Source organism: Streptomyces sp. NPDC029216, from assembly GCF_040648015.1.
GTDB lineage: Bacteria > Actinomycetota > Actinomycetes > Streptomycetales > Streptomycetaceae > Streptomyces.
The window spans coordinates 135,311-162,077 of the sequence record NZ_JBEZWL010000002.1 but is presented as its reverse complement, the minus strand read 5'-3'; the positions used below and the strand labels follow the sequence as shown (position 1 = coordinate 162,077).

Below are 26,767 nucleotides of genomic sequence, written 5' to 3'. Positions count from 1 at the left end.
CGGGATCGGCGACCGCGGCCACCACGGCGCCCCGGCCCGGCCGGTGCGCCGTCCGGGCCAGGGCCCCGCGCAGGCCGTATCCGAGGACCCCGATCCTGATGTCCGGCACGGCCGTACTCCCTCTGCTCCCAGGCGGTCACGGGTTCCGGCAGCAGGTCTACCACCCCGCGCGGCCGCGACGACAGACCGCGCGCCGCCCGCGGAGCTCCCCGGGGGCTCGCATCCCCGGCGGTAGCGGGCCGGAGCGGACGGCCCGGGCCGTTCCGCCCGTGGGCCTCAGGCGGGGCCGGCGGCGGGCTCGGTCGCGTAGCGGGCCATCGCGTCGAGGTTCGCCCGGCGGGTCAACGGCCGGCCGTCGGCGAGCACCTCCTGGAGGTCCCGGAAGTACTGCACGTACAGGTCGGGGGTGAAGGTGCTGAGCAGGACGGCGGGCTGGTCGGTCGGATTGGCGAAGGTGTGCGGGGTGCCGGGCGGAACCACCACGAGCGTGCCCGCGGTGGCGTCGTGGTCCTCGTCCCCGACGGTGAACCGGACGGTGCCGGAGAGGACGTAGAAGCCCTCGTCGTGCCGGCCGTGGCGGTGCTGCGGCGGTCCTTCGGTGTGCGGGGCGAGGACGGACTCGGCGATCGCGAGGCGGTGCCCGGTGTGGCTGCCGTCCTCCAGGACGCGCATGCGCGTGGTGCCCAGAACGATCGTCTCGCCGTCGCCGGGACGCACCACCGATACGGCGGGGCGGGCCTGGTGTCCGCTGGACTTGGCTTCTTCGGTCATGCCCACGAGTGCACCGCCAGGGCCCTGCCGGTGTCCAGGACCGATCCCGTGGAACCGATACCCGGCGGGTATCGTTGCAGCGTGGAGCTACGGACCTTGCGCTACTTCGTGGCGGTCGCCGAGGAACTCCACTTCGGCCGGGCCGCCACCCGGCTGCACATGAGCCAGCCGCCGCTGAGCCGGGCGATCAGACAGCTGGAGGCTGAGCTCGGCGCCGTGCTCCTCGCGCGCTCACCCACCGGCGTCACGCTCACTCCGGCGGGCACGGTACTGCTCGACGAGGCGCGGGCCCTGCTCGGCCGGGCCGACCGCCTCCGTGTACGCGTGAGCGCGGCCGCCGGCGTCGCGACCCTCACCGTCGGCATCCTGGGCGACGGCACCGACCCGGGAGTGTCCAGGCTGGCCGCCGCCTACCGCCGGAGCCACCCCGGCATCGACGTCCGCGTCCGCGACACCGACCTGACCGACCCCACGTGCGGGCTGCGCGCGGGACTGGTCGACGTCGTCCTGACCCGGGCGCCGTTCGACGAAACCGCCCTGACGGTGCGTGTGCTGCGCACCGATCCGGTCGGCGTGGTCCTGCGCGCCGACGATCCGCTGGCCCGCCGGGACCGGCTGCGGCTGTCCGAGCTGGGCGACCGCAGCTGGTTCCGCTTCCCGGACGGCACCGACCCCGTCTGGCAGTCGTACTGGAACGGCGGCAGGCCGCGCGAGGGCCCCGTCGTGCGCGCCGTACAGGAATGCCTGCAGGCCGTGCTGTGGAACGGCACGGTCGGCCTGGCCCCGCTCGGACACGGCGCTCGACACGACCTGCCCGCGGAACTGGCCGTGGTACCGCTGACCGACATGGCACCGAGCCGAGTGGTCGCGGTGTGGAACGAAGGCGACGGCAACCCGTTGATCCGGTCCTTCGTCGACATCGCGGCAGCCGCGTACGGCCGCTGAACACCCGCAGCCGGCACACCCGCAGCCGGCACCGCCGCGGGAGCCCGGCCGGCCCGGCGGCGGGCTGACCGCCGCCCCGGGGCCGTCGGTCCGTGACAGGAGAATGCGTCGGGTCGTCAGAACGGCTTCGTCGGCAGGTACTTGCCGTCCAGTGTGATGACGGCCCGCTCTCCGCCCTCGGGGTCGGCGACCTTCTTCACGTCGAGCCTGAAGTTGATCGCGGAGATGATGCCGTCGCCGAACTGCTCGTGGACCAGCGCCTTGAGTGTCGTGCCGTAGACCTGGAGCATCTCGTAGAAGCGGTACATGGTCGGGTCGGTCGGGATCCGGTTGGGCATCGAACCGCGGACCGGGATGGTCTGGAGCAGCATCGCCGCGTCGTCGTCCAGACCCAGCAGCTCCGCCACGGCCGTGGCGGCCTGCTCCGGCAGCGGGTGCTGGCCGAGGACGGCGGCGGTGGTGAAGGCCACCGACAGGCCGGAGGCGTCGGCGATCTGCTGCCAGGAGAGGTCCTTGCGGGTCTTGGCCTCCACGGCGGCGGCGGCCAGGGCCTCGCGGGCGGTCGGGTCGAACTGGGCGTGCACCATGATCAGTACGTCCTTTTCTCGGTGGCCACTTCACGGGCAAGGGATGGGGGTGAAGTGGAACGGTTCGGGGTGAAGGCGGGTCCGGGGCTCCCGGCAGGCCGCCGTGGGCGGGAGGGCGAGGTGGGGGAGGGTCAGGCCGCGAGCACGTGGCCGGCGCCGGTCAGGTCCTCGACGCGGCCGGTGGCGATGTCGTAGACCCACCCGTGCAGGAGGAGCCTCTCCTCCGCCAGGGCGCGGGCGACCGAGGGGTGGGTGGCCAGGTTCGCCAGTTGGGCGAGCACGTTCTGCCGTACCAGCGCGGGAACGTCACCGGCGGCGGTGGAACGGGCATCCGCGTGCCGGAGCCAGGTGGCGATCGCCGGGGCGCCGCTCAGGTCGTGGCCCTCGGCGAGGGCCGTCATCGCGCCGCACCCCGAATGACCGCAGACCACGATCTCCGCCACGCCCAGCGCGGCGACGGCGTACTCGATGCTCGCGGCCACCCCGTCGGCTTCGAGCCCGTAGGCGGGCACCAGGTTGCCGGCGGTGCGGATGACGAACAGGTCGCCCGGCTCGGCTCCGGTGATCAGCTCCGGCACGACACGGGCGTCGGAGCAGCCGATGAACAGCGTGTGCGGTGTGTGGTGCGTGGCCAGGTGTGCGAAGAGCTCCGCCTTGGCCGGGAAGACGTCCCGCTGGAAACGGGCGACGCCGTCGGTGAGGTCCTGCATGGTCACTCCCTCCGGGTGGTGATCGGCCCCTGTGGGCTGATGAGATCCACCATGCATGACCTCCATCTATAGTGTCCAAGAGCTGCTGAACATAGAAGCCATTGCTCACATCTATAGTTACCTGCATGGCTGCTCTCGAACTGCGCCACCTGCGCTATCTGCTCGCCGTGGCCGAACACGGCAATTTCACCCGCGCCGCCGAGGAGCTGCACATCTCGCAGCCCACGCTCTCCCAGCAGATCAAACAGCTGGAACGGACCCTGGGGGTGCAGCTGCTGGACCGCGGCGGCCGCACGGTGCGGCTCACCGACGCCGGCGCCGTCTACACCGACCACGCCCGGCGCGCGCTGCGCGACCTGGCCGCCGCCGAGCGGGCCGTCCACGACGTCCAGGACCTCTCCCGCGGCCACCTGCGCCTGGGCGTCACCCCGACCTTCACCGCCTACCTGGTCGGCCCGCTCACCGCCGAGCTCCACGCCCGGCACCCCGGCGTCGGCCTCACCCTCATGGAGATGGCCCAGGACCGCATCGAAGCGGCCCTGCACGCCGACGACCTCGACCTCGGCATCGCCTTCGCCGGTGCCCACCTGCCCGGCATCGCCGCCACCGAGCTGTTCACCGAGACCCTCAGCCTCGTCATCGGCACGCCGCGCGCCCGGACGATGCCCAGCCCCCTACCGGTCGAGGCCCTCCAGGACCGGCAACTCGCCCTGCTCACCGCCGACTTCGCCACCCGCGGGCACATCGACGCCTACTTCGCCCGCCACCGGGCCGCCCCGCGCATCACGGTGGAGGCCAACTCCATCCAGGCCCTCACCGAGATCGTCCGGCGCACCGGCCTGGCCACCGTCCTGCCCGACGCCCTCGCCCACGACCACCCCCACCTCACCCCCGTCCCCCTCGACCCTCCCCTTCCGGCCCGCACCGTCGCCCTCCTGCACCGCGAGGGCGCCTACCGCAGCGCCGCCGCACGGGCCTTCACCCGGCTCACCCGCGACCTCGTCCGCACCCGCGGCTACACGTCCGCTCCGTAGCGCGCCGGGCGCCGCGGGGGCCGGGACGACCCGGCGCCTCAGCGGCCCCCGGTCTCCGCCCGGAACTGGGGGTCGGCGGCCGCCTGGGCGCACAGCGTGCCCTCGACCTTCTGGAGCAGCCGCAGCAGCTCCGCGCCCTCGGCCTCGTCCAGTCCGGCCAGGGTCTGGCGTTCCAGCTCGGCCCAGGCTTCCCGGACCTGTTGGAGCAGCCCGCAGCTGGTCTCCGTGGCCTCGACCAGGGACGCCCGGCGGTCGGCCGGGTCGGGGCTCCGGCGGACGTGGCCCGCCTGCTCAAGGCGCTGGAGCATCTTCGTCACGGTGGACGGATCCAGGCCCACGCTCTTGATCAGCTCCGACTGGCGCACGGGCCCGTTGTCCCACAGGTGCATCATCACGAACTCCTGCCCCGGATGCAGGCCGAGGTCCCGCAGCAGTCGCCCCGCGGCTATGCGGTGCAGCCGGGCCACCCTGCTCAGGGAATGGCTGACCGGCCCGTCCAGTACCGCGCCCGGAGGCCCCGGACAGCCCTGCGGCACCGTGCCGCCCCGCTCCTCCGTGACGTGCGTCGTCATCCTTCGGCTCCCGTCATCCCGTGATCCCGTCGTCGCGTCTCTCGTTCTCAGCCCGCGCCCAGGGCTCCAGCATCCCGCACACACCCTCGGAACATTTTATCTTGGTCGGCCAATGAATGGGTGTATGGTGGGCGTCGAGGTCAATCATTGGCCGACCAATTAATCCTGTGAGGGCTGTCATGACCAGTGCTTTCGACCCGATCGACATGGGCGGCGCCGCGCTCGCCAACCGCATCGCCATGGCCCCGATGACCCGCAGCCGTGCGGCCGCGGGCGGAGTGCCGACCGAGCTCACCGCCGAGTACTACGCCCAGCGCGCCTCGGCCGGCCTCGTCATCACCGAGGGGATCCAGCCCTCGGCCGTGGGCCAGGGCTACCCCTTCACCCCCGGGCTGCACAGCGACGAGCAGGTCGCCGGCTGGCGCCGGGTCACCGACGCGGTGCACGCCGCCGGCGGCCGGATCTTCGCGCAGCTCATGCACACCGGCCGGATCGGCCACCCCTCCCTGCTCCCGGACGGCCTCGTACCGGTGGGCGCGTCTCCCGTCGCCGCCATGGGCCAGGTCTTCACCGCCGACGGCCCCCAGGACTTCGTCACCCCGCGCGAGCTGACCGCCGCCGAGGTGCGCGCGACGGTCGCCGACTACGCGACCGCCGCCCGCAACGCCGTGGAGGCCGGCTTCGACGGCGTCGAACTGCACGGCGCCAACGGCTACCTGATCCACCAGTTCCTCGCCCCCGGCAGCAACCGGCGCACCGACGAGTGGGGCGGCACCGTCGAGAACCGCATCCGCTTCGCCGTCGAGGCCGTCAAGGCCGTGGCCGCCGAGATCGGCGCCGACCGCACCGCGCTGCGCATCTCGCCCGGAAACGCCTTCAACGACATCGACGAGCCCGACCCGCGGCCGACGTACGAGGCGCTGGCCAAGGAGCTCGACCAGCTGGGCCTGGCCTACCTGCACGTCATGGAGCCCGCCGGCACCCGCGAGATCACCCTCGCCCTGCGCGGGCAGTTCTCCGGCCGGCTGATCCTCAACCCGGCCACCGAGGGCCCCACCGACCACCGCGCCCTCGCCCTGATCGAGCAGGGCGTCGCCGACGTCATCGCCTTCGGCAGCCTCTTCCTCGCCAACCCCGACCTGCCGGCCCGCCTGCGCGCCGGCGGCCCGTACAACACCCCGGACGCCGCCACCTTCTACGGCGGCGACGCCCGCGGCTACACCGACTACCCGACGCTGTAGGGGCCCCGGCCGGGGCATGACACCGGTTACGTCCGCGGGCGGCCGCGCTCACGCAGCGAGATGCGGTTGCCGTCCGGGTCCGCCGTCTCGATGCGGACGCCGAACCCGTAGTCCTCCGGTTCCGGCTGGTCGAAGCTCACCCCGCGGTCGCGGAACACCTTGAAGTCCGCCCGGAGGTCGTCCGACTCGAGGATGACCGGCCCGGGAGTCGCGCCCGGCACCAGGTCGGCCGGCTGCCCCGCCGCCGCGGGGTGCGCCCACAGGATGATCTCGACCGGGGTGCCGGGGACGCCCACCGTGAGGAAACGTCCGTCGGGGCCCGGGTAGTCGATGCGCTTCTCCAGGCCGAGCTGCTCCGTGTAGAACCTCAGCGCGCGGTCCTGGTCGGTGACGTAGAGCGTCACGTACATGACGTTGGTCAGCATGGGGTGCTCCTCTTCATCTGTTGATCCGTTCCACCTCCCTGACGGATCCCGAGAAGGGAATGTGACGGATGGACGGAGAAATCCGCCGGGGCACTCCCACCGTCGCCGCGCTCGACGAAGGGGACGCACGCCCGTGGGCTGCTAGGTTGCGTTGCGTCCAGGTGGTGAACATGTGTACGGAGGCAATGCGGTGATGGGGCTGGGAGCGATAGCGGGGATCGCGCTGGTGGAGCTCGGCATGGTGCTGACGCCGGGGCCGAACATGATTTACCTGGTCTCCCGCTCGATAGCCCAGGGCCGCCGGGCCGGGCTGGTCTCGCTGGCCGGTGTCGGCCTCGGCTTCCTGGTCTACCTCTTCGCGGTGTCCGCCGGGATCGCCACCGTCTTCGCGCTGGTGCCGGAGATCTACCTGGCGATCAAGCTGGCCGGCGCGGGCTACCTGCTCTGGCTGGCCTGGAAGGCCGTCCGGCCGGGCGGCCGATCCGCCTTCGCCGCCCGGGAACTGACCCAGGACCGGCCCCGCAAGCTCTTCCTGATGGGCTTCCTCACCTGCCTGCTCAACCCCAAGGTGGCCGTCCTCTACATCTCGCTGCTGCCGCAGTTCGTCGACCCGGAGCTCGGCCACGTCGGCCTGCAGGGGCTGCTGCTGGGGCTGACGCAGATCGCGGTCGGGCTCGCGGGCAACGCGTTCTTCATCGTGACGGCCGGCTCCGTCAGCGGGTTCTTCGCCCGCCACCCGCTCTGGCAGCGCCTGCACCGCTATGTGATGGGCACCGCACTGGCCGGCTTCGCCGTCAAGATCGCCACCGAACGCACGGGCGCGGCGGTCGCCCTGCGCTGACCAGGCGAGGCCGGTGAGGTCACGACCGCGGAGGGCGGTGCCGGGGTTCCCGGACGCCTCGGCCGAGTGACGGGCGGGAGTCGGTGGGGTCGGCGAGGGGAATGCACCCGTCATGACCGAGAACGCCACCGGCGCCGCCGGCGCATCTGCCCATGAGGCCTCCACCCGCCGCTACTACGAGACCGGGGATGTCGATGCCTTCTACGACGCCGTCTGGGGCGGGGAGGACATCCACGTCGGCTTGTACGGCCACCCGCGGGAGGCGATCGCGGACGCCTCCCGCCGCACGGTGCGGCACGCCGCGGACCGCGTCGCGGACCTGCTCGGCCCCGAGGCCGTGGTGCTCGACCTCGGTGCGGGCTACGGCGGATCGTCCCGCGCGCTCGCCGAGCGCTTCGGCTGCCGGGTGGTGGCCCTGGACCTGAGCCAGGAGCACAACCGCCGCCACCGCGAGGCCAACGCCCGACGGGGGCTGGAGCACCTGATCGAGGTCACCACCGGCTCCCTGAGCCACCTCCCCTACGAGACCGCCCGCTTCGACGCGGTCTGGTCGCTGGAGGTCCTGTGCCACGTGCCCGACCGGGCCGGCGCGCTGCGTGAAGCGGTACGCGTGCTCAAGCCGGGCGGGGCCCTGGTCTTCTCCGACATCATGGCGGCCGAGACCACCCCGGCCGAGTCGGTACGCCCCGCACTCTCCCGCCTGGGCGTCCAGGCCCTGGCCACGCCCTCGTTCTACGGGGAGCACCTCTCCCACCTCGGCCTGAAGGCCGACTTCGAGGACCTCACCGAGCACCTGGTCACCCACTACGCACGCCTCGACCAGGAGGTGCGCGACCGCACCGGCGAACTCCGCGAGGTCATCAGCCCCGCCTACCTGGACGGCCTGCTGGACAACCTCCCCCTCTGGGTGGACATCACCCACCGCCGGATGCTGCGCTGGGGCCTCTTCCACGCCCGCCGCACCGCCTTGTGACGCCTGACCGCTCCACGGCCCGCCGCCTCCCCGCTCCTCCGGAAGGCGGCGCGCCGACGGTACGACGGCCGCCGTCATCGACGCCTCGTTCAGAGTGGAACCGACTGTCGGAATCCGGCAAGTCCACCCTGCTGCGCATGCTCAACGGCCTCCCCGAACCCGCCTCCGGGCATTTCCCGCCCCGCTGCTGTTCGCGGGGATCCTGGCCGTCGCCGCCTGGTGGCTGCGCGGCCCGCTCGCCTTCGCGGGCCTCGCGCTGGTCGACTCCGTGGGCCTGTGGTCCGAGGCCATGTCCACCCTGTCCCTGGTCCCGCCGTCCCGCTCGGCATCCTCGCCGCGCGCTCCGACCGGGTCAGCGCGGTCCTACGGCCCCCGGCGGTGGCCGAAATCCGCTGGCCCGGTGGCGGGTGCCGACCCTAGGGTCCTGACCATGACGATCATGACCCCCCATGCCGTGGACCGAGCCGTGTCCCTCACCGCACAGGCACTCCGAGGAGTGGCACACCTCGACTGGTCCACCCCCGCTTCCGGGCTGGAGTGGAGCTGTTACGACACCGCCGTCCACATCGCGGGCGATTTCACCGCCTACGCCGCCCAGCTCACCGGGCGCGCGACCAGCGGATACGTCCCGTTCGAGATCGCCGAGGACCCCGGCACCACCCCCGACGGCGTGATCGAGATCGTCGAGGCCACCGGAGGCCTGCTGTCCGCCGTCGTCGCCGTGGCCCGCCCCGGGGACCGGGCCTGGCACCCGTACGGCATGGCGGATGCGGACGGTTTCGCGGCCATGGGCGTCGTCGAGACCCTGTTGCACACCCACGACATCCTGAACGGTCTCGGCGTCCGCGACTGGGAGCCCGAACCGGACCTGTGCGAGCAGGTCCTCGACCGGCTCTTCCCGCAGGCGCAGCGCGCCGGCGCCGCTCCGTGGCCGGCCCTCCTGTGGGTGACCGGCCGGGCCGCACTCGGGAACCTGCCCCGCCGGCCGGTCTGGCGCTGGTACGCCGATCCCATCGCGGCCGGACGTGTCGTCCTCTGCGAGATCTCCCCGCAGGTCGCCGCCGATCTCCACGCGGGCGGCACCGGAGGATTCGCCTGGGCGGGGGACGGCCCCGGCGAGGGTACCCGGGTCGCCTCCGGGATGGTGCTCAAGGCCAAGGAACAGGGCACGTACCGCCCGGGCTGGGGCCCGTACGCCATCGTCCGGACGGACGACCGGCGCGCGATCGGCGGGATCGGCTTCCACGGCGCCCCCGACGCCGACGGGAACGCGGAGATCGGCTACGACCTCGTACCGTCGGCCCGCGGCAACGGCTACGCCACCGACGCGCTGAACGGCCTTGTCGCCTGGGCCTTCCGCCAGCCCGGCCTGACCACGCTGCACGCCTCGGTCGACGCGGACAACGCCCCCTCCCACGGAGTGGTCGGACGGACGGGCTTCGAGCGCACCGGCCCCACCGACGACGACACCGTCCGCTACGTCCTGCGAGCCCCTCAGGGCTAACGCACAGGTGCCCGGAGCCTCCGAGGCTCCGGGCACCTGTGTTCAGGTCATGGTGCGGTCAGCTGGTCAGCTGGTCAGCTGGTCAGCTGGTCAGCTGGTCAGCTGGTCAGAAGGTGAGCTTGAAGTCGGTGATCGTGCCGACGTCGGCGGAGGCCTTGTCCTGGACCTTCAGCTTCCAGGTGCCGTTGGCCGCCACGGCCGAGGCGTTCACCGTGTAGGTCTTGTCCAGGTTCGCCGTCGAGTCCGACGAGGAGTTCTGCAGGCGGAACGTGGTCCCGTTCGGGGCCACGAGGTCGATCTGGAGGTCACCGATGTAGGTGTGGGTGATCTTCACGCCGACCTTGAGGGTGCTCGGCGCGTTCCCGGTGATCCCGCTGACGGTGGCCGACGAGGTGACCGCCGGGCCGGGGGAGTCCGGGATGGCCACCTGGGCCGTGCTCTCGAAGACCTTGCCCGGGGTGGGGACGCTGCCGTTGGAACGGGCGCCCACGTTGACGGCGGCCCAGGCGTCGGTGATGTTGTTGACCTCGGGGCTGCCGGCCCCGTACAGCTCGGTCGCCGCGGCGATCGTGCCCTCACGGGCCCCCGCGTAGTTCGTGCTGGAGTTGAACTTGGTGGTGAGGGCCTTGTACCAGATGAGCTGTGCCTTGTCCCGGCCGATGCCGGTGACGGGCAGCCCGTCGGAGGTCGGCGAGTCGTAGTTCACGCCGTTGATCGTCTTGGCGCCGGAGCCCTCGGAGGCCAGGTAGAACCAGTGGTTGGCGGGGCCCGAGGAGTAGTGGACGTCGAGGTTGCCGATGCCGGAGTACCAGGAGTCCTTGGATCCGCCGTCCTTGCTCGGCTTGTCCATGTAGCGCAGCGGGGTGCCGTCGCCGTTGATGTTGATCTGCTCGCCGATGAGGTAGTTTCCGCGCACGTTGGGGTTGTTCGCGTAGAACTCGACGGACGTGCCCATGATGTCGGAGGTCGCCTCGTTCAGGCCGCCCGACTCGTTGCTGTAGTTGAGGCCGGCGGTGGCGGAGGTGACGCCGTGCGTCATCTCGTGACCGGCGACGTCGAGCGAGGTCAGCGGGTCGTTGTTGGCCGTTCCGTCGCCGTACGTCATGCAGAAGCAGTCGTCGTCCCAGAACGCGTTGACGTACCCGTTGCCGTAGTGGACCCGGGAGTAGGCGGCGACGCCGTCGCCGCGGATCCCGGAGCGGCCGAGGACGTTCTTGTAGAAGTCCCAGGTGACCCCGGCGCCGTAGGCGGCGTCGGCGCCCGCGGTGGCGAGGTTGGAGTTGGCCCCGTTGCCCCAGGTGTCGGTGGACTGGGTGAAGAGCGAGCCCGTGCCGGAGGTACCGCGGTTCAGGTTGTACGTCTTGTGTCCGCCGCGGCCCGCGTCGTTCAGCGTGAAGCTCGAACCGGAGGACGACGTGCCGAGGGTGACCTGGCCGCTGTAGTGGGTGTTGCCGACACCGGTCTCGACGGCCTGCCACTGGTGGAGCTTGGCGCCCGTCTTGGCATCGGTGACGACGTGGAGCTTGTTGGGGGTGCCGTCGTCCTGGAGGCCGCCGACGACGGTCTCGTAGGCCAGGGTCGGCACGCCCTGCGCCATCCACACGACCTTGCGGGGCGCGGCGTCGGCCTTGTCGGCCTTGGAACCGGCCGCCTTCGCGGCGTCGAGGGCCTTCACGGAGGCGGCAGCCGGAGCGTCGGCCGGGGCGGAGGTGGAGACGCCCTGCAGCTGGGCGGGGGACGCCTTGCTCACGCTCTGCGTGCGGTCGGCGGCGGTGCGGTTGACGACCAGGTCGCCGCCGAGGACGGGGAGTCCCTCGTACGTGCGCTCGTAACGGGTGTGGGTGGTACCGTCCTGGTCCTTGACCACATCGTGGACGAGGAGCTTCTCCTGAGCGCTGAGGCCCAGCTCCTTGGCGGTGGCCGCCGTGGTGCTCTGGGCCTTGGCTATGAGCTCGGCGCGCTGGGACGGCGAGAGCTGCGCGGGCAGCGCGCCCGGGTTGCGGACCGGCTGGCCCTGGGGGGCGGCCGCGTTCGCGGAATCGCCGGGCTGCGCGCTGGCGTTGCCCGCCTGGACTCCTACGGTGATCAGAGCTGCGGCGGCGAGCAGGGCGCCGGTGGCGGAGGCATTCCGCCGGTGCGTGGACTTCACGCGGACTCCTTTTGAGCGTGGGGGGTGGAACCGGGCAGCCGGAATCGGGCCGCCCGGGCTGAGCGTGCGGAGCTTGATCGTGTTGGGGATGGGGAGAGGTTGCCAGCGATCGCCGTGATCGCCATGGACACGTCAGCTATTGGCCGAAACACGTCCGGATTTCGCTGTATCGCGTCCGCTGAGCGGACACCTCCGGGTGGTATGAATCAGATCAGGTCGGCCGAAATGGCAGATTCAGGACGGGACTTGCTCGGCACTCGGCGCTCGGGGGCGTCTTGCGCAATCAGGTAAAACGTTCGACATCAAGCGTCAAATAATCTTGTCCTGCGCATGACCTGGCGGGTGAGATCGCGGTGGCCGCTCCGAGCGGCAGCACCCTCCATAGGGATTCCGCTTTGCACCGGGCTCGCCGTACCCCGTTCGGCACATCGCCCCGGGCGGTCGGCTGCGCCTACCATCGTTGATGTCTGTGAGGGGAGCCCTGCATGAGCACCGCGAAGGACCTGTTCGTCATCGTGATGGACTCGAAGGTGGAGCGACCCGTGGGGCAGGGCGATCTGTCGCTCGCCCTCGCGGGAGCGGAGCTGATCGATCTGTTGGCGGCCGGCGCCGTCACTCTGGACGGCGACCGCATCGTGCCGGGCGGGCCCCCGGATCCCGCTGATCGCCTCCTGGCCGAGGCGGCGTCGGCCCTCATCCACGACATGCCCCACGAGCGGGTCGAGGACTGGCTGTGGCGGCGAGGCCAGGACCTCTCCACCGCCTACCTGACCTCCCTGGAGGAGGACGGGCAGCTGATCCGCACGCGCGGCAGCCGCTCGCCCTTCGGGGCCGACCGCATGGAGACGGTCGACACCCCCGACCGCCGACGTGCCCTCGACCGCCGGGAACGGAAGGAACCTGTCCTCGCCGCCCTCGCCTCGGCCGTGGGTCTCGATGACGAACGGCCCGGGGAGGAGCCCGAGTCGGACCCCGGCGACGAAGCGGTCACCACCGTCCTGGCCGTCGTCCACGACGCGGTCATGGAACTGGAGGCCGTACGCCAGAGGCGCTCCATCGAGAACGCGGCCTTCGCCAACCTCTGGCGCGCACCCTGACCCGACGGCCGTCGGCCGGCGGTCCGCAAGCGGGCCCGGCCGGAAGCCGTCGCAACGCTCCGCCGGACCGGCCTACTCCTCCGGCTCCCAGGCGCGGAGAAGGTCGAACAGTCCTGCGTCTCCGTCGATCTGCATGGAGTCCGCCTTGATGCGGTCGTACATGAAGAGGACGAATTCACCGGCCGTGCCCCGGACGGTGACGTCGGCGGTGTCCGGCCCCTCGCCCGCAGCGGCGGCGGGCAGACGGGTGGGCCGTGCACCGGCCCCGTCGATCGTGAGGCGCCAGGAGTGGCCCTCGGCGGCGTGGAAGTCGAAGACGGCGGGTTCGTGCGGCCAGGCGCAGGGCGTCGCGATGCAGGTGGACAGGAACTCGTCGAAGCCATCGACCGCCAGCCCGTCCGGCAGTGGCCTCGGGTCACCCAGGGCGAGCTGGGCGTCGTAGGTGTGCACCGCGGTCTCCTGGACCCGGTGCCGGGCGACGCCGCCGGAGTCCTGCGGCGACTGCGACGACCCCCACCAGGTCCAGCATCCGCGCTCCGGGCCCGCCTCGCGCAGCGCGTCCAGCAGCGACAGCGTCGACTCGTCCAACCAGGCCAGCAGGGCCTCGCGTTCTCGTGGCGGGACCAGGGCGGCCCGTGCCGCCACGGCCTCCGCCGGGGGTGCGGCGGCAGGTCCAGAGCCCACGATCGCGGCCCAGAACCGGTCCCCGCCGCCCAGGTGCTGCACCAGATCGAACAGCGTCCACTCGGGGCAGCTGGGCACCCGCATGTCGAGGCCGGGCGCGGACGCGACCACGGAACGGAAGGCGGCCGACCGCTCGTCGATCAGTCGGAGCAGGTCGGAGAAGGCAAGATTGTTTTTCACTCGGGCTGTCTACCACCGTGCTCCGGCACAGGGACAACGATTTTCACAGCCGAGGCGGCGGGCCCGCGCGACCGCCGGCGCGGGCCCGCCCGAGGGTCAGCGGTATTCGCAGAGGTAGGCGGTCTCGACCGAGACCTTGAGCTGGAACTTGCTGTCGCCCGGGACCTGGAACCGGCTGCCGGCGGAGAAGACCTCCCACGCGTCGGCGCCGGGAAGCATGACCGTCAGGGCGCCGCTGACCACGTGCATGATCTCCGGTGCGGCCGTGCCGAACTCGTACGAGCCGGGAGCCATGACGCCGATGGTCGCCGGGCCCTGCTCCTGGGTGAAGGCGATCGACTTGACCGCGCCGTCGAAGTATTCGTTGACCTTGAACATGAACGTCCTCCTGGGGAACGAGCGGGAGAGGTGTGGCCGGCTCGTCGCGCCCTGGTTCCGGCGAGGGGAAGGATACCGGTGGCGCCGCACCGCGCCCGGTGACGGGGCCCGCAGGGTCCGCGACGCCTCAGGACCCCGCTCCCCGCCGGGCCCGGAACGCCGCCGCCTTCGTGCGGCTCTGGCATGCGGTCGAGCAGAACTGACGGCCCGCGTTGCGGGACGTGTCGACGTAGACGCGGTCGCAGCGGGCGGCCTGGCAGACGCCGAGGCGGCCGGACAGGTCGCTCCCCAGGGCGAGGGCCAGCCCTGTGGCGCAGCTGGCGGCGGCGCTCGCGGCGGGGGAGTCCTCCGCCCCGTGGAAGTGCAGCCTGACGGGTTCACCCGGGTTCCGGTGGAGGTGGGGGCGGGCGCCGGTGGCCAGCAGCAGGGCGTTGACCGTGTCCACCGCGTCGTCGAGGCGGCCGGAGGCCACCGCTGCGAAAGCGAGGCGCAGCTGCTGTGCCGTGCGGGCCAGGTACACGGCCTGGGCGGAGTCGGCCCCGCCCGGCCGCACGAACGGCAGGGCCGTGGCGATCACCTCGGGGAGCCGGTCGCCCGTCGGAGCCTCATAGGCCCTGCCGCGGGCCTCACCACCCGTCAGGGCGTTGACGAGAGCAGCGGCTTCGTCGAGCCGCAGTATGACGTGACTGTCGAATAGCACTTGACCGGTCACCTTCCCGTACCTAGAGTCCTGCGCATGTTACTGGCATTATCCGTAACGACAGTCACGCAGGGGAGAGGAAGAGCCCGTGTACCGGTCCACGCCACGTCTGCCGCGCACCGTCTGGCTGCTCGTCATCGCCCGTGCCTTCAACCGCCTGGGCGCCTTCTCGATGTCGTTCCTCACGGTGCTGATCAGCACCGACTTCGGGGCGGGCGCCGCGACGGCGGGGCTGGTGGCGGCTGCGTTCGGCCTGGCGACGATCCCGTCACGGCTGATCGGCGGACTGCTGGCGGACCGGCTCGGCCGACGGCACACCATCATGCTCGGCCTCGGCGGATGCGCCCTGGCCCAGCTGGGCATCGCGGCGTCCGGGAGCCTGGCGGCCGTGACGGTCTGCGCCGTCCTGCTGGGGCTCGCCTTCGAGCTGTACGAACCGCCCAGCCAGGCGATGATCGCGGACGCGGTCCCGCCGCCGTCGCGGGTCCGGGCCTACAGCCTGCTCAACGTCGCTCTGGCCGTGGGCGGTCTGGGGGCGGGCCTCCTGGCGTCGGTGCTGGGGCGGTGGGACCTGCGGTGGCTGTTCGTCGCCGACGCGGTGACCTGCGCGCTGTGCGCGGCCGTCGTGGGGGCGGCGCTGCCCGCGGACCGTCCGGTGCGAACGCCGCGCGGCGGGGAGGCCGGTGGCCCCTGGCGGGATCCGGCGCTGCTGGCCATGCTCGCCTTCGGCACCGCGTACGCGCTGGTGCGCATGCAGGTCGTCATGTCGCTGCCGCTGTCCCTTGAAGGGCGGGGGCTGCAGCCCGCCGACGCGGGGCTGCTGTTCGCCGTCGAGGCGGTCGCGGCGGTCGCCGCCCAGCCACTGCTGCGACTGCGCAGGGCGGCGACGCTGTCCGCGCCGGCGTCGTTGGCGGCGGGCTGCCTGCTGCTGGCCGCGGGGCTGGCCGGCTATGCGGCGGCGGGCGGTCTGATGAGCTACGCACTGGCGACGGTGGTGTGCGCGCTCGGCGATGTCCTGGTCATGGGGCGGGTGTTCGCGGTCGTCGCGGACCTGTCTCCGGCCGGGGCGGCCGGCCGCTACCTCGCGGCCTACGGCGTCAGCTGGGGCGTCGCCACCGTCGTCGCCCCCGTGCTCGGCACCCAGATGCTGGAGCACGCGGGCGTCGCGGCGCTCTGGGCCGGGATGGCGGGAGTGTGCGTACTCCTGGCCGCACTGGTCCTCCTGCTCCTCCCTACCCCGGGTGGGTGATCGAGCCCAGCGGCGGGCAGGGGACGAGCACGGTGCCGGCGCCGGGGCGTTCGACGAAGGCCCGGGCCGCACCGGCCTGCAGGCGGTGCGATTCCACCTCGTCGGCGCGCCAGGCGTCGCGCCTGGCGCGCGAGTAGTCCCACGAGTCGTCGATCAGGCTGAGGCTGTTGTTGCCGGCACTGCGCTGGAGGTCCGCCTTCACGGCGATCTGCTGGAGCGCGGTCTGGGTCGCGGCGAGGTCGATGCGGGTGATCAGGACGCCGAGGGTGTTCGGTTCACGGGTCGGCAAGGGGGCCTGAGGAAGCAGTGACACCCCGGTGTCGTAACGGCTTATGTTGTCGATGCTCGCCCTCTGGGCGTCCCCGATCATGATCTGTATCTCCCGGTGCAGCCAGAAGAACTCGTCGAGGTCGGCCTGGGTGATGCGCATCCGCTGGTACAGGGCCTGGAAGCGCGGGTCCTGGTGCAGCGGGAGCATGGGGGCCGTGTGGAGCTCCACGCAGTCGTTGAAGCCGCCCGCCACCGCGGCCTCAAGGTGGAGGATGGCCAGTTCCGCCTGCCCCTGCATGCACGCCAGCCCCGCGAGGTTAGCGCGGCCCGCAGCGGCGAGCCACGCACCGTCGGGGCCGAGCGCCGTGGCACGCGCGACGACGTCATGGAGGCCTCTGGTTCCCGCCACGGCGGGCCCCTTGGTCATGAGCTCCACCAGCACCTCGTGAAGACGGGCGGCCAGTGAGTTGACGGTGTCGACCATGGATCTCCTCGGACCTCGATGGTGAAGAGCGCAAGGGGTGTTGTCTCTGTGACATCCCCCATGCGGGATGACGGGCGGCCGGGCTGACCGGTTCCGCCATCGGGCGCGGTGAGAACACCGCCCGGGCTGGGATGACCTTCTCCGCACGCTCGACGAGCTGGACCCACCTCGCTGGGCGCCTCCCGGCTCCGATGCGACCCAATTGGTCCGCAAGGTCCATGAGTTGCGGCGTCTTCCCCTGGGCCAACTCGGCCCGGCGGATCTGCGGACACTCATCTCGCAGCAGGTGGCGCTGCCGTACGTCCTTCCACTCGCGGTGCGCTTGCTGCTGGAGGAGCCTCTGCTCGACGCCTACTTCTACGAGGGCGACCTGCTGCTCGCCACAGTCGCATTCACCGTCAGCCTGTTGCAACGAACTCACGACCAGTCGTTGCATTTTATTTCGCCCCAATGCAACGATTCCAGGGCTTTGACCAGCCATGATGCCGAATCAAGGCAATCCTCGTGTTGCTGCATCCATGAACGCAACGTAGCGTTTCTGTTGTAAGAAACCACGCTCGCAGGCACTGCCAAGTCAGGCGGGTGTGCGTTCCGCAGAGGGCACGTTCAAAGGGGTGGGTCATGGAGGTAGTGGCACTGAGCCGGAAGCAGGAGGCGCCCGGCGCCTTCGCCTCGTTCGCCCGCTTCGTGTTCTGTGGTGGCGGAGTGGGGCTCGCCTCCAGCTTCGCCGTGGTGGCCCTCGCCTCCTGGATGCCCTGGGTCCTGGCCAACGCCGTCATCACCACGGCTTCCACGCTCCTGGCCACCGAACTGCACGCCCGCTTCACGTTCGGCGCGGGCGGCCGCGCGACCTGGCGCCAGCACATGCAGTCGGCCGGCTCCGCAGCCGCCGCATACGCCGTCACGAGCGTGGCGATGCTGATACTCCACCATCTGGTCGCGACACCCGGCGTGGCCCTCGAACAGGTCGTCTACCTCACCGCCTCCGCACTCGCCGGGGTCGCACGGTTCGCGGTCCTGCGCCTTGTCGTCTTCGCGACGCGTCCCCGCTCGCAAGAGGCCCTGGCAGCCACCCGCACTGACCGCCCCGTACCCACGACCGTTCCCCGCGCCGCAACCCCCGGCGACCCGACGGCACTCTGCCGAGCCGCCTGACCCGTGCGGTCGGCGGCGTCCGCAGCCTCTTCCCTGACGCCCGCCACCCTGGCGCCCCCGGTACTGGTTGCATCCGCCTGCCCACCGGCGGGCTGAGGTGCGTCGAGCTCGGGCTACTCCGTCTGGGCCATGGCCGCGACGCGGCCGAGCTCGGCGGCCGGGAAGGGTGTCCGCTTGCTCTCTCCAAGCAACCGGCGGTGAAAGCCGTCCAGGACGACGGTGGTTCGGGCATGCCGCTCGATGATCGCCGCAATCTCCGGAAGTACACCATCAGGCCTTCGGCCTGCGATCCACTCCTGCAGGAACACCCCTGTCGTCATGTCGCCCCGCAGTCGGTCGACGAGGTGATGACGGATCAGATGGCTTGCGGTGTAGTGGTGGTCGTACGCGAGATGTTCCGCAAGGAACTGCTCCTCAGCCGCTGAGAGCTCGAAACCCGAGCTCAGGGCGAGTCCGAAGTCCGCGAAGTAGATCAGCCGGCCGTCGGTCAGGAGGTTGCGGAAGTGGGCGTCGAAGTGCACGAGCCCGCGAGAGCTCATGAACGCCGCACCCCGCGCCAAGGCGTCCTCCGCCCACACATAGGGAGAGCCGGCACCGTCTGGCGCCGCATCCTCCCGACGCTCGTGCAGCCACGCACCGAGCGTCTGCGGCACGTGCTCCAGGAACAGCACCAGGCTGCGGGAGGACCGGCCGATGGCCTCCAGCCGCTCGCGTACGGCGTCGGAGCCCTCCCAGTGGGCGACCGCTCCGTCGATGCCCCCGAACTCGTCGACGAAGCCGTCGGGAGGGGAGTCGGGCAGGACACGCCAGTGGTACATCAGGGGAAAGCCCTCGTACTCCCGCCCCAGGACCCAGTTGGTGGTCATGGTGTGCACGGCCAGCTCCCGCCAGGCACCGAACCCGGCCGAGCCCACGCCGTACTGGTAGAACATCGGCAGCCCGAAGACGTTCGCCGTGGACCGGACGTTCTCCGGCTGGGCCTCGACGTCCGTCAACGGCACCCTCTTGACGAAGACCCGTATCCCGTCGATGTCCAGTTCCGCGGACCGTCCACCGATGCCGGAAGCGACTGGGCGAGCGGACGCCACGAGTTCGCCGAGTCGCCGGTCACTCAGCAGGGACAGCCGGGTGGCCACGGTCCCGTAGACGGCCAGACGCGCGGCGTGCGGGGACTCGAAGTGCTGCATCGACGGTTCCTCCGTGCCCCCGGACCAGGGCGTCGTTGATCACATGAACGTCATCGACTCTATGCGCCCAAGGCCGCCACCGGACCGGCCGATGGGGCCAGACCGCCCCGGCCCAGCTGCAGCGCTGCCGCCTCCCGGGCCGGCCGCCGCTCCAGCCGGGCGGCGACCGCCGACAGGTCCTGCGCGAGCAAGGAGGAGGGGAAGGCCGAACCGCCGATCGAGCTGAACGCGGCATGTTGTGCCGTACGACCTCGATCTTGCTGTCGGCCTCGACCTCGACGGCCGGAAGGGAGGGACTGGACCGTCTGGGGGTGTGCCCCGGCGTGCTGCTGAGCGGCTGTCCTTCCCCTGGCCGAGGCTGGTACGGCATCCGATCCGCTCGGAGGGTGCCAGGGGTCGGTGGAGGTTACCGTGCGTGCCATGAACCTTCTCCCGGAATCGTGCCCGGAGTGCTCGTCCCTGCTGTGGACACGGGCGGGTACGGCGCGACCGGATTCGCGCACGGGATCAGGTGCTGACAGGGCCCGGCGGGAGACCGGTCTCGCCCGGCACCTGGCCAACCGGCACCCGCATCTCATCCCCGGCTGGGTCCCCGGGTGCGAGCGCTGCGGCGAACTCGACGCGGCGCTGCGCCAGGCACAGGAGCAGGGCCTGCTCGGCGCGGGCGCCCACCAGGCCGGCGCCGAACACCGCGCCCTGCACCTGCTGACCCGGAGTTGAGCCCGCCTCCTCGCCGTCTCCCGGTCCCGACCGCAGTCGTCGGAAGCCCACAGAAAGGCCGGCGCAGACGGCGCCTGATCAGCCGGTGTGGCGGGCGGGCGAAGGCCGCTGCGCCCGCGTGACCAGGACCAGGGAGAAGAGGAGGACCACGGTGCCCGGCAGATTCACGGCCGGGCGGTAGGCGGCGTCGACGGCCGGCAGGCCGAGGAGCTGGACGCCGAGGGAAGCGGCCATGATCAGCTGAGCCCATCCGAACAGCCGGGGGCGGACGATGTGCCGGCGCTGACGGGGGAGCAGCCAGCCTCGGGTGAGCGTGGCGATGCCGGAAGCGGCGAGAAGGAGTGCCGCCAGACCTATGGGAACGGCGAGGTAGACGAGGTATCTCATGTGGCGCTCCGGGCTCTTCGTGCTGTGGAGGTGATCGTGCCAGGTCAGGCCGCGGCCAGGGAGACCACCCCTACGCGCCCGCCGCAGCGGGGCCACCCGCCTCCGCAAGCCAACTCGGGCGATCTGCGCGGCGACCGCACGCCTCCGCTACGGGCGCGACAAGGGAGGCAAGGGGTCAGGCCCGATCTCCGCCAGGGCCTCGTACAGCCGACGGGCTCCCAGGGCCGTGCCGTCGTCGGTGTCCCGCGTCAATTCCTCGCAGAGCCGCAGCGCCTCGTCCAGCTCGGCGAAGGGGAAGCCGAACACGTCGGCCACCGCCGTGTCGATCCAGTCGCCGTGATTCGGGTCGGCCACGGCCAGCGCGGCCGCGACGGCCGACAGCCCAGCCCTGTCCCGTCGCCGGAGCAGGGCCTGGGCGGTGTGACGGGTGACGAAGGTATCGCCTCGGTCGAGCACGAGTTCACGCAGCGGCCCGAGGGCCTCCGGCATCTCGGCGAACCCCGCGAGTCCGTGACCGGCGTCCGCCCGGTCACGCCAGTCCTCGCTTCGCGCGAGTTCACCCAGCGCCGTCACGGCCGCACGCCGCAGGTCAAGCTCCACCGGCCTACCAACCCCTCCCGCGATCCCGCCCAAAGTAGCACCGGGCGCCTGCCGCAATGGACTCTCCCCAATCATTCGGCAAATGCCGAAATGATGAGGCACTCTGGAGTCATGGACCACGTACCTGCTTCCGGAACGGCAGACTCTCCCGCCCCCGCCGCGCGCCTCGCCTCTCTCGCCGCGGCCCTGGCGGACGAGACCCGGGCCGCCATCTGCATGACCCTGCTGGAGGGGCGTGCCTGGACCGCGGGCGAGCTGGCCCGGATCACCGGGGTCGCCCCCTCCACCGTCAGCGGGCACCTGACCCGGCTCCTGGAGGCGGGGATCTGCGTGACGGAGCGACAGGGGCGGCACAGCTACGTGCGCATCGCCGACGCCGCCACGGCCCGCCTGGTGGACGAGCTGGCCTCCTACGCCGTCCCGGGCAGGGACGCGGCGCACGCCGTGCCGGTGGTCGCCGCGCCCGACCCGCTGGCCCGGGCCCGCACCTGCTACGACCACTTCGCGGGTCGCCTCGGCATGGCGGTGACGGACGCGATGGAACACCGGGGCCTGCTGCGCACGGAGGCCGTCTTCGCGCTGACCGAGGCCGGACTCGACTGGTGCCGCCGGGCGGGAGTCGACGTGGCGGGGGCGGGGCGAAGGCCCCTGGTGAGCTCCTGTCTGGACTGGACCGAACGCCGCCGCCACCTGGGCGGCCTGGTGGGGGCCAGGCTGTGCGCGCGGGCCCTGGACCGGGGATGGGTGGTGCGCCCCGAGGGCGGCGGACGGGGCCTGCTGGTGACGGGGGCGGGGGAGGAGGCCTTCGGTGAACTGCTGGCGCTCACCCCGCAGGCATGGAGCTAGCCGGCCCCGCGGCGGCCCCTGAGGGCGCGCGAAGTTGCGGCATAAATATTTCGGTGAACACCGAAGTGTTGAGGTGTAGGGTCGGGAGACATGAAGACCCACCCGCGTGCCCTTCCGCCCGCCTTCCTCACCGTCGCCGCCGTCTGCTGCACGGTGTTCGCCTGGGCGTCCGCCTTCGTCTCCATCCGCAGCGCCGGAGCCGCCTACTCGCCGGGCGCACTCGCCCTCGGCAGGCTCCTCGCCGCATCGCTGGCACTCGTGACCCTCCTCCTCCTGCGCCGCGAGGGCCTGCCACCGCGCGGCGCGCGGCGCGGCATCCTCCTGTCCGGACTCGTGTGGTTCGGCGGCTACACGGTCGCGTTGAACTGGGGCGAACGCCTCGTCGACGCGGGCACCGCGTCCCTGCTCGTTAACACCGGGCCGATCCTGATGGCCCTCCTCGCCGCACGCCTCCTCGGCGAGGCCCTGCCGCCGCGACTGCTGACGGGCATGGCGGTCTCCTTCGCGGGCGCGGTGGTCGTCGGCCTGTCGATGTCATCCGGCGGCCACGGCTCGACCTCGGTACTCGGGGTGGCGCTGTGCCTGCTCGCGGCGGTGGCGTACGCGACCGGCGTCATCGCGCAGAAGCCCGCGCTCTCGTTCGGGACACCGCTGCAGATCACCACGTACAGCTGCCTCATCGGGACCGTGGCCTGCCTGCCGTTCACCGGGCAGCTGGTGGCCGAACTCCCGAGGGCCCCGCTCTCCGCGACCCTGAACATGGTCTACCTGGGCGTGGTACCGACCGCCCTCGCCTTCACCACCTGGACCTACGCCCTCGCACGGATGCCGGCCGGGAAGCTCGGCGCGACGACCTACGCCGTACCGGCCATCGTCGTCCTGCTGAGCTGGATCCTCCTGGGCGAGGTCCCGGCCTGGCTGACCCTCCTGGGCGGCCTCCTGTGCCTGGCCGGTGTGGCGGTCTCCCGCTACCGCCCGCGCGCCCAGAAGGCGGCGGACGCCCGCGCGCCCCAAGCGGCCGGCACGCAAGGCCGGTAGGGCACGGCCAGGGGGCTGGGTCGGGGAGCCGCCCGCCGGTGCGGTCAGTCCGAGGCGGAGGTATCCCGTCTCGGGTCGGCGCGTGGCCGGGCCCTGCGGCAGAGGCTCTCATCGTGCCGCCAGGGGCCGTTGTCAGTGGCACCCCGTAGCGTCATCGACATGGGAACGGTGATGTTTGTCGACGAGACGACAGCAGGGAACAGGGGCGCAGCCTTCGGACTTGAGATCGCCGAGGAGCAACTCACGGTGCGTGAGTTGATCCGGCGGCGGGTCTTCCAGGAGGTCGCGGAGTTCAACGCACGCGCGGAACCGCACATCTTCCAGGGCCTCGTGCAGCCGCAGGACACGGAGCGCGTGCTGAACGGGTACGCGCTGCGCACCCCGCGCCGCATCGACCCGGAGGCCCATGCGGAGCGCGCGCTGGCCGCGTTCGCGGGGAACGGCTTCCTGGTGCTCGTCGGGGACCGTCAGGTCACGGACCCGGACGAGGAGATAGAGCTGCCGCTCGGCGTCGAGATCACGTTCCTCAAGCTCGTGCCGCTGGTGGGTGGCTGACCGTGGACGTGCTGAGCAAGCTGGGCAAGATGCAGGGCTACGCGGCTGCGCGCGAGGCCGGCCCGCTCGCGTTCGAGGCGCTGTGCGTGGCGACGGCCCGGACGACCTTCAGGGGGGATGTGTGGATCCAGATGGTCGAGCTGCTGGAGGGCCTCGATCCCGCCGTGCGCGCGGACGTCGCGGGAGAGTTCGGCCGGTTGTACGCCCAGCTCAGCCCCGATGAGCGCCCGCAGGTGAGGGTGCTGCGGCTCCTGCAAGCCGTGGGTGCGGACCTGCCCGGTGATCCGCTCGCGGCCGAGCGGACCGCCGAGCTCGACAAGCTCGGCACGGCGGTTTCCACCTGGTCGGACGGCGACGCGCGGTTCGCCGCCGAGCACGAACTGGCCGCCGGCCGGCCCTTGTCGGCGCCCGTCGTGGCGTTCCTGCGGCGGTCCGCTCTGGAGGCGTACCGCCGGCCGGAGATGGAAGCCTTGGCCAAGAGGCTGACGGAGCCCGTGCTGAACGTGGGAGAGGCGTGGGCCGAGCAGGCCATGAAGGAGGCCGCCGAGGAACCCTGGCCGGCCTTGCTCGCCCACGCCGCGACCGCGACGTCGGCCAAGCCGACGGCCAAGTGGAACAAGGCCGCGCTCACCCTCATCGAGACCCTCGGCACCGACGCCGTACGTGCGGCGGTGCTCGGCTGGCTCCCGCTCGTCGGCCGCCCCCGCACCTTCGCGTTCACCACCGTGCGGTACGGACCCGACGCCAACCTCGTCTTCGACCCGTACAACGCCGACGCCCTGCGCGGCCTCACCTGGATCCTCGCCCTGCTGCCCGCCCACCCGGACACGGCCCGCGCCCTCGGCGCGCTCGTCGAGACCTCCCTGAAGAAGGTCCCCGGCCTCGGGCCCGTGAACCCCAAGGTCGCCAACGCAGGGGTCACGGCCCTCGCCCGTATCGACAGCGAGGCGGCACTCGCCGAGCTGGCCCGGCTCGCCACCCGCACCACCTACAAGGGCACCCTCAAGCTGCTCAACACCGCCCTCGACACCCGCGCCGCAGCCCTCGGCCTCAGCCGGGAGGAGATCGAGGAACTGGCCGTCCCCGCCTACGGACTGACCGAGGTCGGCCGCTGCGCGACACAGCTCGGCGACAACACCGCCCTGCTGGAGATCGAGGGCGCCAAAGCCGTCCTGCGCTGGCGCTCCGCCACCGGAAAGGAGATCAAGTCCGTCCCCGCCGCGGTCCGGCGGGACCACCCCGATGAGCTGAAGGAACTCAAGGCCGCCGTCAAGGACATCGACAAGATGCTCGGAGCCCAGACCGAGCGTCTGGACCGGCAGTTCCTCGCCCGCCGCACGTGGTCCTACGCCGCCTGGCGCGACCGCTACCTCGACCACCCCCTCGTGGGTACCCTCGCCCGCCGCCTGCTGTGGACGGTCGACGGCACCCCGGTCGGCTTCGCCGACGGCGCCCTGCGCACCCTCACCGACGACACGGTCGAGCACGGCACGGAGGTCACCCTCTGGCACCCCGTCGGCCGCGAGCCCGCCGAAGTGGTCGCCTGGCGGGACTGGCTGGAACGGCACGCGATCACCCAGCCCTTCAAACAGGCCCACCGCGAGGTGTACCTGCTGACCGACGCCGAGCGGACGACGGGCACGTACTCGAACCGATTCGCGGCGCACATCGTCCGCCAGCACCAGTTCCACTCCCTCGCCGCGGTCCGCGGCTGGCGCAACAAGCTGCGACTCTGCGTCGACGACGAGGCGCCACCCGCCACCCGTGAACTCCCGCAGTGGGGCCTGCGCGCCGAGTACTGGATCGAGGGCGAGGGCGAGGACTACGGCGTCGACACCACCGAGTCGGGCAGCTACCTACGGCTCCGCACCGACCAGGTGCGCTTCTATCCGATCGGCGCACCGGAGAACTCGGCGCACTGCTACGGCGGCGAGTACCGCATGCGGCTGCCCGACGGAGCGGAGCCGGTCGAGCCGCTCCCGCTCACCGAGATCCCGCCGCTCGTCCTCTCCGAAGTTCTGCGGGACGTGGACCTGTTCGTCGGCGTGGCCAGCGTCGGCAACGATCCGACATGGCAGGACGGCGGGCCCGGCGGCCGGTTCCGCGAGTACTGGACGTCGTACGGCTTCGGCGAGCTGGACCAGAGCGCCGAAACCCGCCGCGTCCTTCTCGAACGCCTGGTGCCGCGGCTCGCGATCGCCGGGCGGTGCACGATCGAGGGCCGCTTCCTGCACGTCAAGGGCGACCTACGGACGTACAAGATCCATCTCGGCTCGGGCAACATCCTGATGACGCCGAACGACGAGTATCTCTGCATCGTCCCCAAGCCGGCCACAGGGACCGCCGCACAGACCGGCTATGTGCCCTTCGAGGGCGACCGCACCTTGGCCGTCGTGCTCAGCAAGGCGCTGATGCTCGCCAGGGACACGGAGATCACCGACCCGACGATCGTCAGCCAGATACGCCGCTGAACAAGCACCCCCAGACGGATCTCCAGTCTGCGGGCAAGGAGGTGGAGCCCGGCCCCGCATGATCATCACCCTCGTACTGGCCGGCAGCCGGGCCACGCAGGCGGCCGGCCGGGGAGCTCAGCCGGCCTCGCGGGCGTTGGAACGTTGCAGGGAACGATCTCCTTGTACACACTTCACTACCGAGTGATGAGGAGGAACTGATGGGCGCGGCTCACGAGGGACGGCAGTGGCCGGACGAGGTCAGTGTCGACAACGCGAGGACGACGCTGCTGCAGCTCCTCGCGCGGACGGGGGTCCCTTCCGATGACGCGCGCCAACTGATCGGGCTCGTTGAAGCCGGCGCCCTGGCCCTCGCGCACGCGGAACTGAACGGTACCGTGCGGAGCGGTCCGGGGGACAAGGGCGAGGAGTACCGGTCGGGCTGGCTGGACGGCGCCGAAGCCCTGCTGGAGGAGCTCGGAGCCGTGGCCGAGCGGACCCTGGCACGGGTCGTGGGGCCGGACGGGGACCAGGCCACGGCCGGTGAGTACCCTCGGGCCCGCCGGATGGAAGTGGAGCGGGCCAAGGTCGCGCTCACCCCCCTGTACCTGTCGTTCTCCGCGGTGTCGGAGCTGGATCCGGAGGTGACCGAAGAGGTACTCGTCGCCGTCCTGGGGACGATGGCCCCCCGGCAGCGGGCCGGGTACGCCGGACGGCTGACTGAGTTCGCCACGGTCCACCGCAGCCGGCTCCAGCAGCTGTTCGCGGCGTTCGGACCGGACAGCGCCACCACGGTGCACGGCCGCTATTCGCTCCTCCACTCCGCGACCAGCATCGCCGTACTGGAACGGCTCGTCGCCGCCCCGCAGGCGCTGCGGGAGGAGTGGGATGCCGCGGAGCTGCCGCCCGCGTGGCTGGACGGCCTGACGACCGCCTGGACCGCCCCGTCCTGACCCGCCCTCCCGGCGCGCTCGGCCCGCTGCCTGTCCGGGTCCCGGGCCGGCCAACAGGTACACGGCATCCCCAAGAACACGG

General features: G+C 71.7%; 29 protein-coding genes. 16 read left to right on the top strand and 13 right to left on the bottom strand.

The features are described 5' to 3' along the window. Positions 1 to 276: 276 nt before the first annotated feature. On the bottom strand, positions 277 to 771 hold the full coding sequence (locus AB0F18_RS01740; RefSeq protein WP_362053571.1) for a cupin domain-containing protein: 495 nt from the start codon (positions 769 to 771) through the stop codon (positions 277 to 279). 81 nt (positions 772 to 852) lie between these two features. Here AB0F18_RS01740 and AB0F18_RS01735 point away from each other — a divergent pair, with 81 nt between their 5' ends. After that, the gene (locus AB0F18_RS01735) at positions 853 to 1,716 is read left to right on the top strand and encodes a LysR family transcriptional regulator (RefSeq protein WP_362053568.1); all 864 of its coding nucleotides are present in this window, start codon (positions 853 to 855) and stop codon (positions 1,714 to 1,716) included. Positions 1,717 to 1,832: 116 nt separating this feature from the next. Here AB0F18_RS01735 and cynS read toward each other — a convergent pair whose 3' ends face one another. Both cynS and AB0F18_RS01725 read right to left on the bottom strand, forming a co-directional pair. After that, positions 1,833 to 2,303 carry a cyanase gene (cynS, locus tag AB0F18_RS01730; RefSeq protein ID WP_362053565.1) on the bottom strand — a complete coding sequence of 157 codons (471 nt, stop codon included), beginning with the start codon at positions 2,301 to 2,303 and terminating at the stop codon, positions 1,833 to 1,835. A gap of 131 nt (positions 2,304 to 2,434) precedes the next feature. Continuing rightward, positions 2,435 to 3,013 (bottom strand): carbonic anhydrase, encoded by a 579-nt coding sequence (locus AB0F18_RS01725; protein ID WP_362053561.1) that lies wholly within the window; start codon positions 3,011 to 3,013, stop codon positions 2,435 to 2,437. 125 nt (positions 3,014 to 3,138) lie between these two features. Here AB0F18_RS01725 and cynR point away from each other — a divergent pair, with 125 nt between their 5' ends. Then, a complete protein-coding gene (cynR, locus tag AB0F18_RS01720) occupies positions 3,139 to 4,047 on the top strand; it encodes a transcriptional regulator CynR (RefSeq protein ID WP_362053558.1) in 909 nt (302 codons plus the stop codon). 38 nt (positions 4,048 to 4,085) lie between these two features. On the opposite strand, the gene AB0F18_RS01715 is transcribed toward cynR, so the two are convergent. Beyond that, entirely contained in the window at positions 4,086 to 4,619 is a 534-nt protein-coding gene (locus AB0F18_RS01715) for a MarR family winged helix-turn-helix transcriptional regulator (RefSeq protein ID WP_362053555.1), read from the bottom strand. A 179-nt stretch (positions 4,620 to 4,798) separates the two neighbouring features. Between AB0F18_RS01715 and AB0F18_RS01710 the strand changes: the two genes are divergently transcribed. Next, positions 4,799 to 5,860 carry an alkene reductase gene (locus AB0F18_RS01710; RefSeq protein WP_362053552.1) on the top strand — a complete coding sequence of 354 codons (1,062 nt, stop codon included), beginning with the start codon at positions 4,799 to 4,801 and terminating at the stop codon, positions 5,858 to 5,860. Positions 5,861 to 5,886: 26 nt separating this feature from the next. Here the strand turns inward: AB0F18_RS01710 and AB0F18_RS01705 are convergent, their stop codons facing one another. Beyond that, positions 5,887 to 6,285 carry a VOC family protein gene (locus AB0F18_RS01705; protein ID WP_362053549.1) on the bottom strand — a complete coding sequence of 133 codons (399 nt, stop codon included), beginning with the start codon at positions 6,283 to 6,285 and terminating at the stop codon, positions 5,887 to 5,889. Positions 6,286 to 6,475: 190 nt separating this feature from the next. On the opposite strand from AB0F18_RS01705, the gene AB0F18_RS01700 reads away from it, so the two are divergent. The 3 genes from AB0F18_RS01700 to AB0F18_RS01690 all read left to right on the top strand — a co-directional run bounded on the left by AB0F18_RS01700 (position 6,476) and on the right by AB0F18_RS01690 (position 9,603). Continuing rightward, entirely contained in the window at positions 6,476 to 7,126 is a 651-nt protein-coding gene (locus AB0F18_RS01700; protein ID WP_362053607.1) for a LysE family translocator, read from the top strand. Positions 7,127 to 7,238: 112 nt separating this feature from the next. After that, positions 7,239 to 8,099: a class I SAM-dependent methyltransferase gene (locus AB0F18_RS01695; protein WP_362053546.1), complete on the top strand. Its 861-nt coding sequence runs from the start codon at positions 7,239 to 7,241 to the stop codon at positions 8,097 to 8,099. Between the two features lie 430 nt (positions 8,100 to 8,529). Then, positions 8,530 to 9,603, top strand: a complete 1,074-nt coding sequence (locus AB0F18_RS01690) for a GNAT family N-acetyltransferase (RefSeq protein WP_362053543.1) — start codon at positions 8,530 to 8,532, stop codon at positions 9,601 to 9,603. A 106-nt stretch (positions 9,604 to 9,709) separates the two neighbouring features. Here AB0F18_RS01690 and AB0F18_RS01685 read toward each other — a convergent pair whose 3' ends face one another. After that, positions 9,710 to 11,752: a M4 family metallopeptidase gene (locus AB0F18_RS01685; RefSeq protein ID WP_362053540.1), complete on the bottom strand. Its 2,043-nt coding sequence runs from the start codon at positions 11,750 to 11,752 to the stop codon at positions 9,710 to 9,712. Between the two features lie 485 nt (positions 11,753 to 12,237). Between AB0F18_RS01685 and AB0F18_RS01680 the strand changes: the two genes are divergently transcribed. Beyond that, complete coding sequence (locus AB0F18_RS01680) at positions 12,238 to 12,849, top strand: GPP34 family phosphoprotein (protein WP_362053537.1); 612 nt, start codon at positions 12,238 to 12,240, stop codon at positions 12,847 to 12,849. Between the two features lie 72 nt (positions 12,850 to 12,921). Here AB0F18_RS01680 and AB0F18_RS01675 read toward each other — a convergent pair whose 3' ends face one another. From AB0F18_RS01675 to AB0F18_RS01665, 3 genes are all read right to left on the bottom strand, one after another. Next, positions 12,922 to 13,713 (bottom strand): maleylpyruvate isomerase family mycothiol-dependent enzyme, encoded by a 792-nt coding sequence (locus AB0F18_RS01675; protein ID WP_362053534.1) that lies wholly within the window; start codon positions 13,711 to 13,713, stop codon positions 12,922 to 12,924. A 96-nt stretch (positions 13,714 to 13,809) separates the two neighbouring features. Further along, on the bottom strand, positions 13,810 to 14,091 hold the full coding sequence (locus AB0F18_RS01670) for a pyrimidine/purine nucleoside phosphorylase (protein ID WP_362053531.1): 282 nt from the start codon (positions 14,089 to 14,091) through the stop codon (positions 13,810 to 13,812). Between the two features lie 127 nt (positions 14,092 to 14,218). Further along, positions 14,219 to 14,791, bottom strand: coding sequence for a CGNR zinc finger domain-containing protein (locus AB0F18_RS01665; protein ID WP_362053528.1), 573 nt, complete (start codon positions 14,789 to 14,791; stop codon positions 14,219 to 14,221). A gap of 88 nt (positions 14,792 to 14,879) precedes the next feature. Here AB0F18_RS01665 and AB0F18_RS01660 point away from each other — a divergent pair, with 88 nt between their 5' ends. Further along, the gene (locus AB0F18_RS01660; protein ID WP_362053526.1) at positions 14,880 to 16,040 is read left to right on the top strand and encodes an MFS transporter; all 1,161 of its coding nucleotides are present in this window, start codon (positions 14,880 to 14,882) and stop codon (positions 16,038 to 16,040) included. Here the strand turns inward: AB0F18_RS01660 and AB0F18_RS01655 are convergent. Beyond that, the gene (locus tag AB0F18_RS01655) at positions 16,024 to 16,794 is read right to left on the bottom strand and encodes a hypothetical protein (protein WP_362053523.1); all 771 of its coding nucleotides are present in this window, start codon (positions 16,792 to 16,794) and stop codon (positions 16,024 to 16,026) included. The two genes, AB0F18_RS01660 and AB0F18_RS01655, sit on opposite strands and share 17 nt — an antisense overlap. Positions 16,795 to 16,951: 157 nt before the next feature. Here AB0F18_RS01655 and AB0F18_RS01650 point away from each other — a divergent pair, with 157 nt between their 5' ends. Beyond that, positions 16,952 to 17,341, top strand: a complete 390-nt coding sequence (locus tag AB0F18_RS01650; protein ID WP_362053604.1) for a contact-dependent growth inhibition system immunity protein — start codon at positions 16,952 to 16,954, stop codon at positions 17,339 to 17,341. Between the two features lie 74 nt (positions 17,342 to 17,415). Beyond that, a complete protein-coding gene (locus AB0F18_RS01645) occupies positions 17,416 to 17,949 on the top strand; it encodes a GtrA family protein (protein WP_362053520.1) in 534 nt (177 codons plus the stop codon). Between the two features lie 113 nt (positions 17,950 to 18,062). Here AB0F18_RS01645 and AB0F18_RS01640 read toward each other — a convergent pair whose 3' ends face one another. Continuing rightward, positions 18,063 to 19,136, bottom strand: a complete 1,074-nt coding sequence (locus tag AB0F18_RS01640; protein ID WP_362053517.1) for a protein kinase family protein — start codon at positions 19,134 to 19,136, stop codon at positions 18,063 to 18,065. A gap of 420 nt (positions 19,137 to 19,556) precedes the next feature. Between AB0F18_RS01640 and AB0F18_RS01635 the strand changes: the two genes are divergently transcribed. Further along, positions 19,557 to 19,856, top strand: a complete 300-nt coding sequence (locus AB0F18_RS01635; RefSeq protein ID WP_362053514.1) for a hypothetical protein — start codon at positions 19,557 to 19,559, stop codon at positions 19,854 to 19,856. Positions 19,857 to 19,934: 78 nt separating this feature from the next. Here the strand turns inward: AB0F18_RS01635 and AB0F18_RS01630 are convergent, their stop codons facing one another. Together AB0F18_RS01630 and AB0F18_RS01625 are read right to left on the bottom strand one after the other, a co-directional pair. Continuing rightward, on the bottom strand, positions 19,935 to 20,243 hold the full coding sequence (locus AB0F18_RS01630) for a hypothetical protein (protein WP_362053511.1): 309 nt from the start codon (positions 20,241 to 20,243) through the stop codon (positions 19,935 to 19,937). Between the two features lie 147 nt (positions 20,244 to 20,390). Continuing rightward, a complete protein-coding gene (locus AB0F18_RS01625) occupies positions 20,391 to 20,843 on the bottom strand; it encodes a hypothetical protein (RefSeq protein ID WP_362053508.1) in 453 nt (150 codons plus the stop codon). Positions 20,844 to 20,954: 111 nt separating this feature from the next. Between AB0F18_RS01625 and AB0F18_RS01620 the strand changes: the two genes are divergently transcribed. The 5 genes from AB0F18_RS01620 (at position 20,955) to AB0F18_RS01600 (ending at position 26,685) form a co-directional block, all read left to right on the top strand. Then, a complete protein-coding gene (locus tag AB0F18_RS01620) occupies positions 20,955 to 21,689 on the top strand; it encodes a helix-turn-helix domain-containing protein (RefSeq protein ID WP_362053505.1) in 735 nt (244 codons plus the stop codon). 90 nt (positions 21,690 to 21,779) lie between these two features. After that, positions 21,780 to 22,727, top strand: a complete 948-nt coding sequence (locus AB0F18_RS01615) for a DMT family transporter (protein ID WP_362053502.1) — start codon at positions 21,780 to 21,782, stop codon at positions 22,725 to 22,727. Between the two features lie 246 nt (positions 22,728 to 22,973). After that, the gene (locus tag AB0F18_RS01610; RefSeq protein WP_362053499.1) at positions 22,974 to 23,282 is read left to right on the top strand and encodes a hypothetical protein; all 309 of its coding nucleotides are present in this window, start codon (positions 22,974 to 22,976) and stop codon (positions 23,280 to 23,282) included. A gap of 2 nt (positions 23,283 to 23,284) precedes the next feature. Further along, positions 23,285 to 25,753: a DUF4132 domain-containing protein gene (locus tag AB0F18_RS01605; RefSeq protein ID WP_362053496.1), complete on the top strand. Its 2,469-nt coding sequence runs from the start codon at positions 23,285 to 23,287 to the stop codon at positions 25,751 to 25,753. Between the two features lie 200 nt (positions 25,754 to 25,953). Then, entirely contained in the window at positions 25,954 to 26,685 is a 732-nt protein-coding gene (locus AB0F18_RS01600) for a hypothetical protein (RefSeq protein ID WP_362053493.1), read from the top strand. The last annotated feature ends 82 nt before the right edge of the window (positions 26,686 to 26,767 follow it).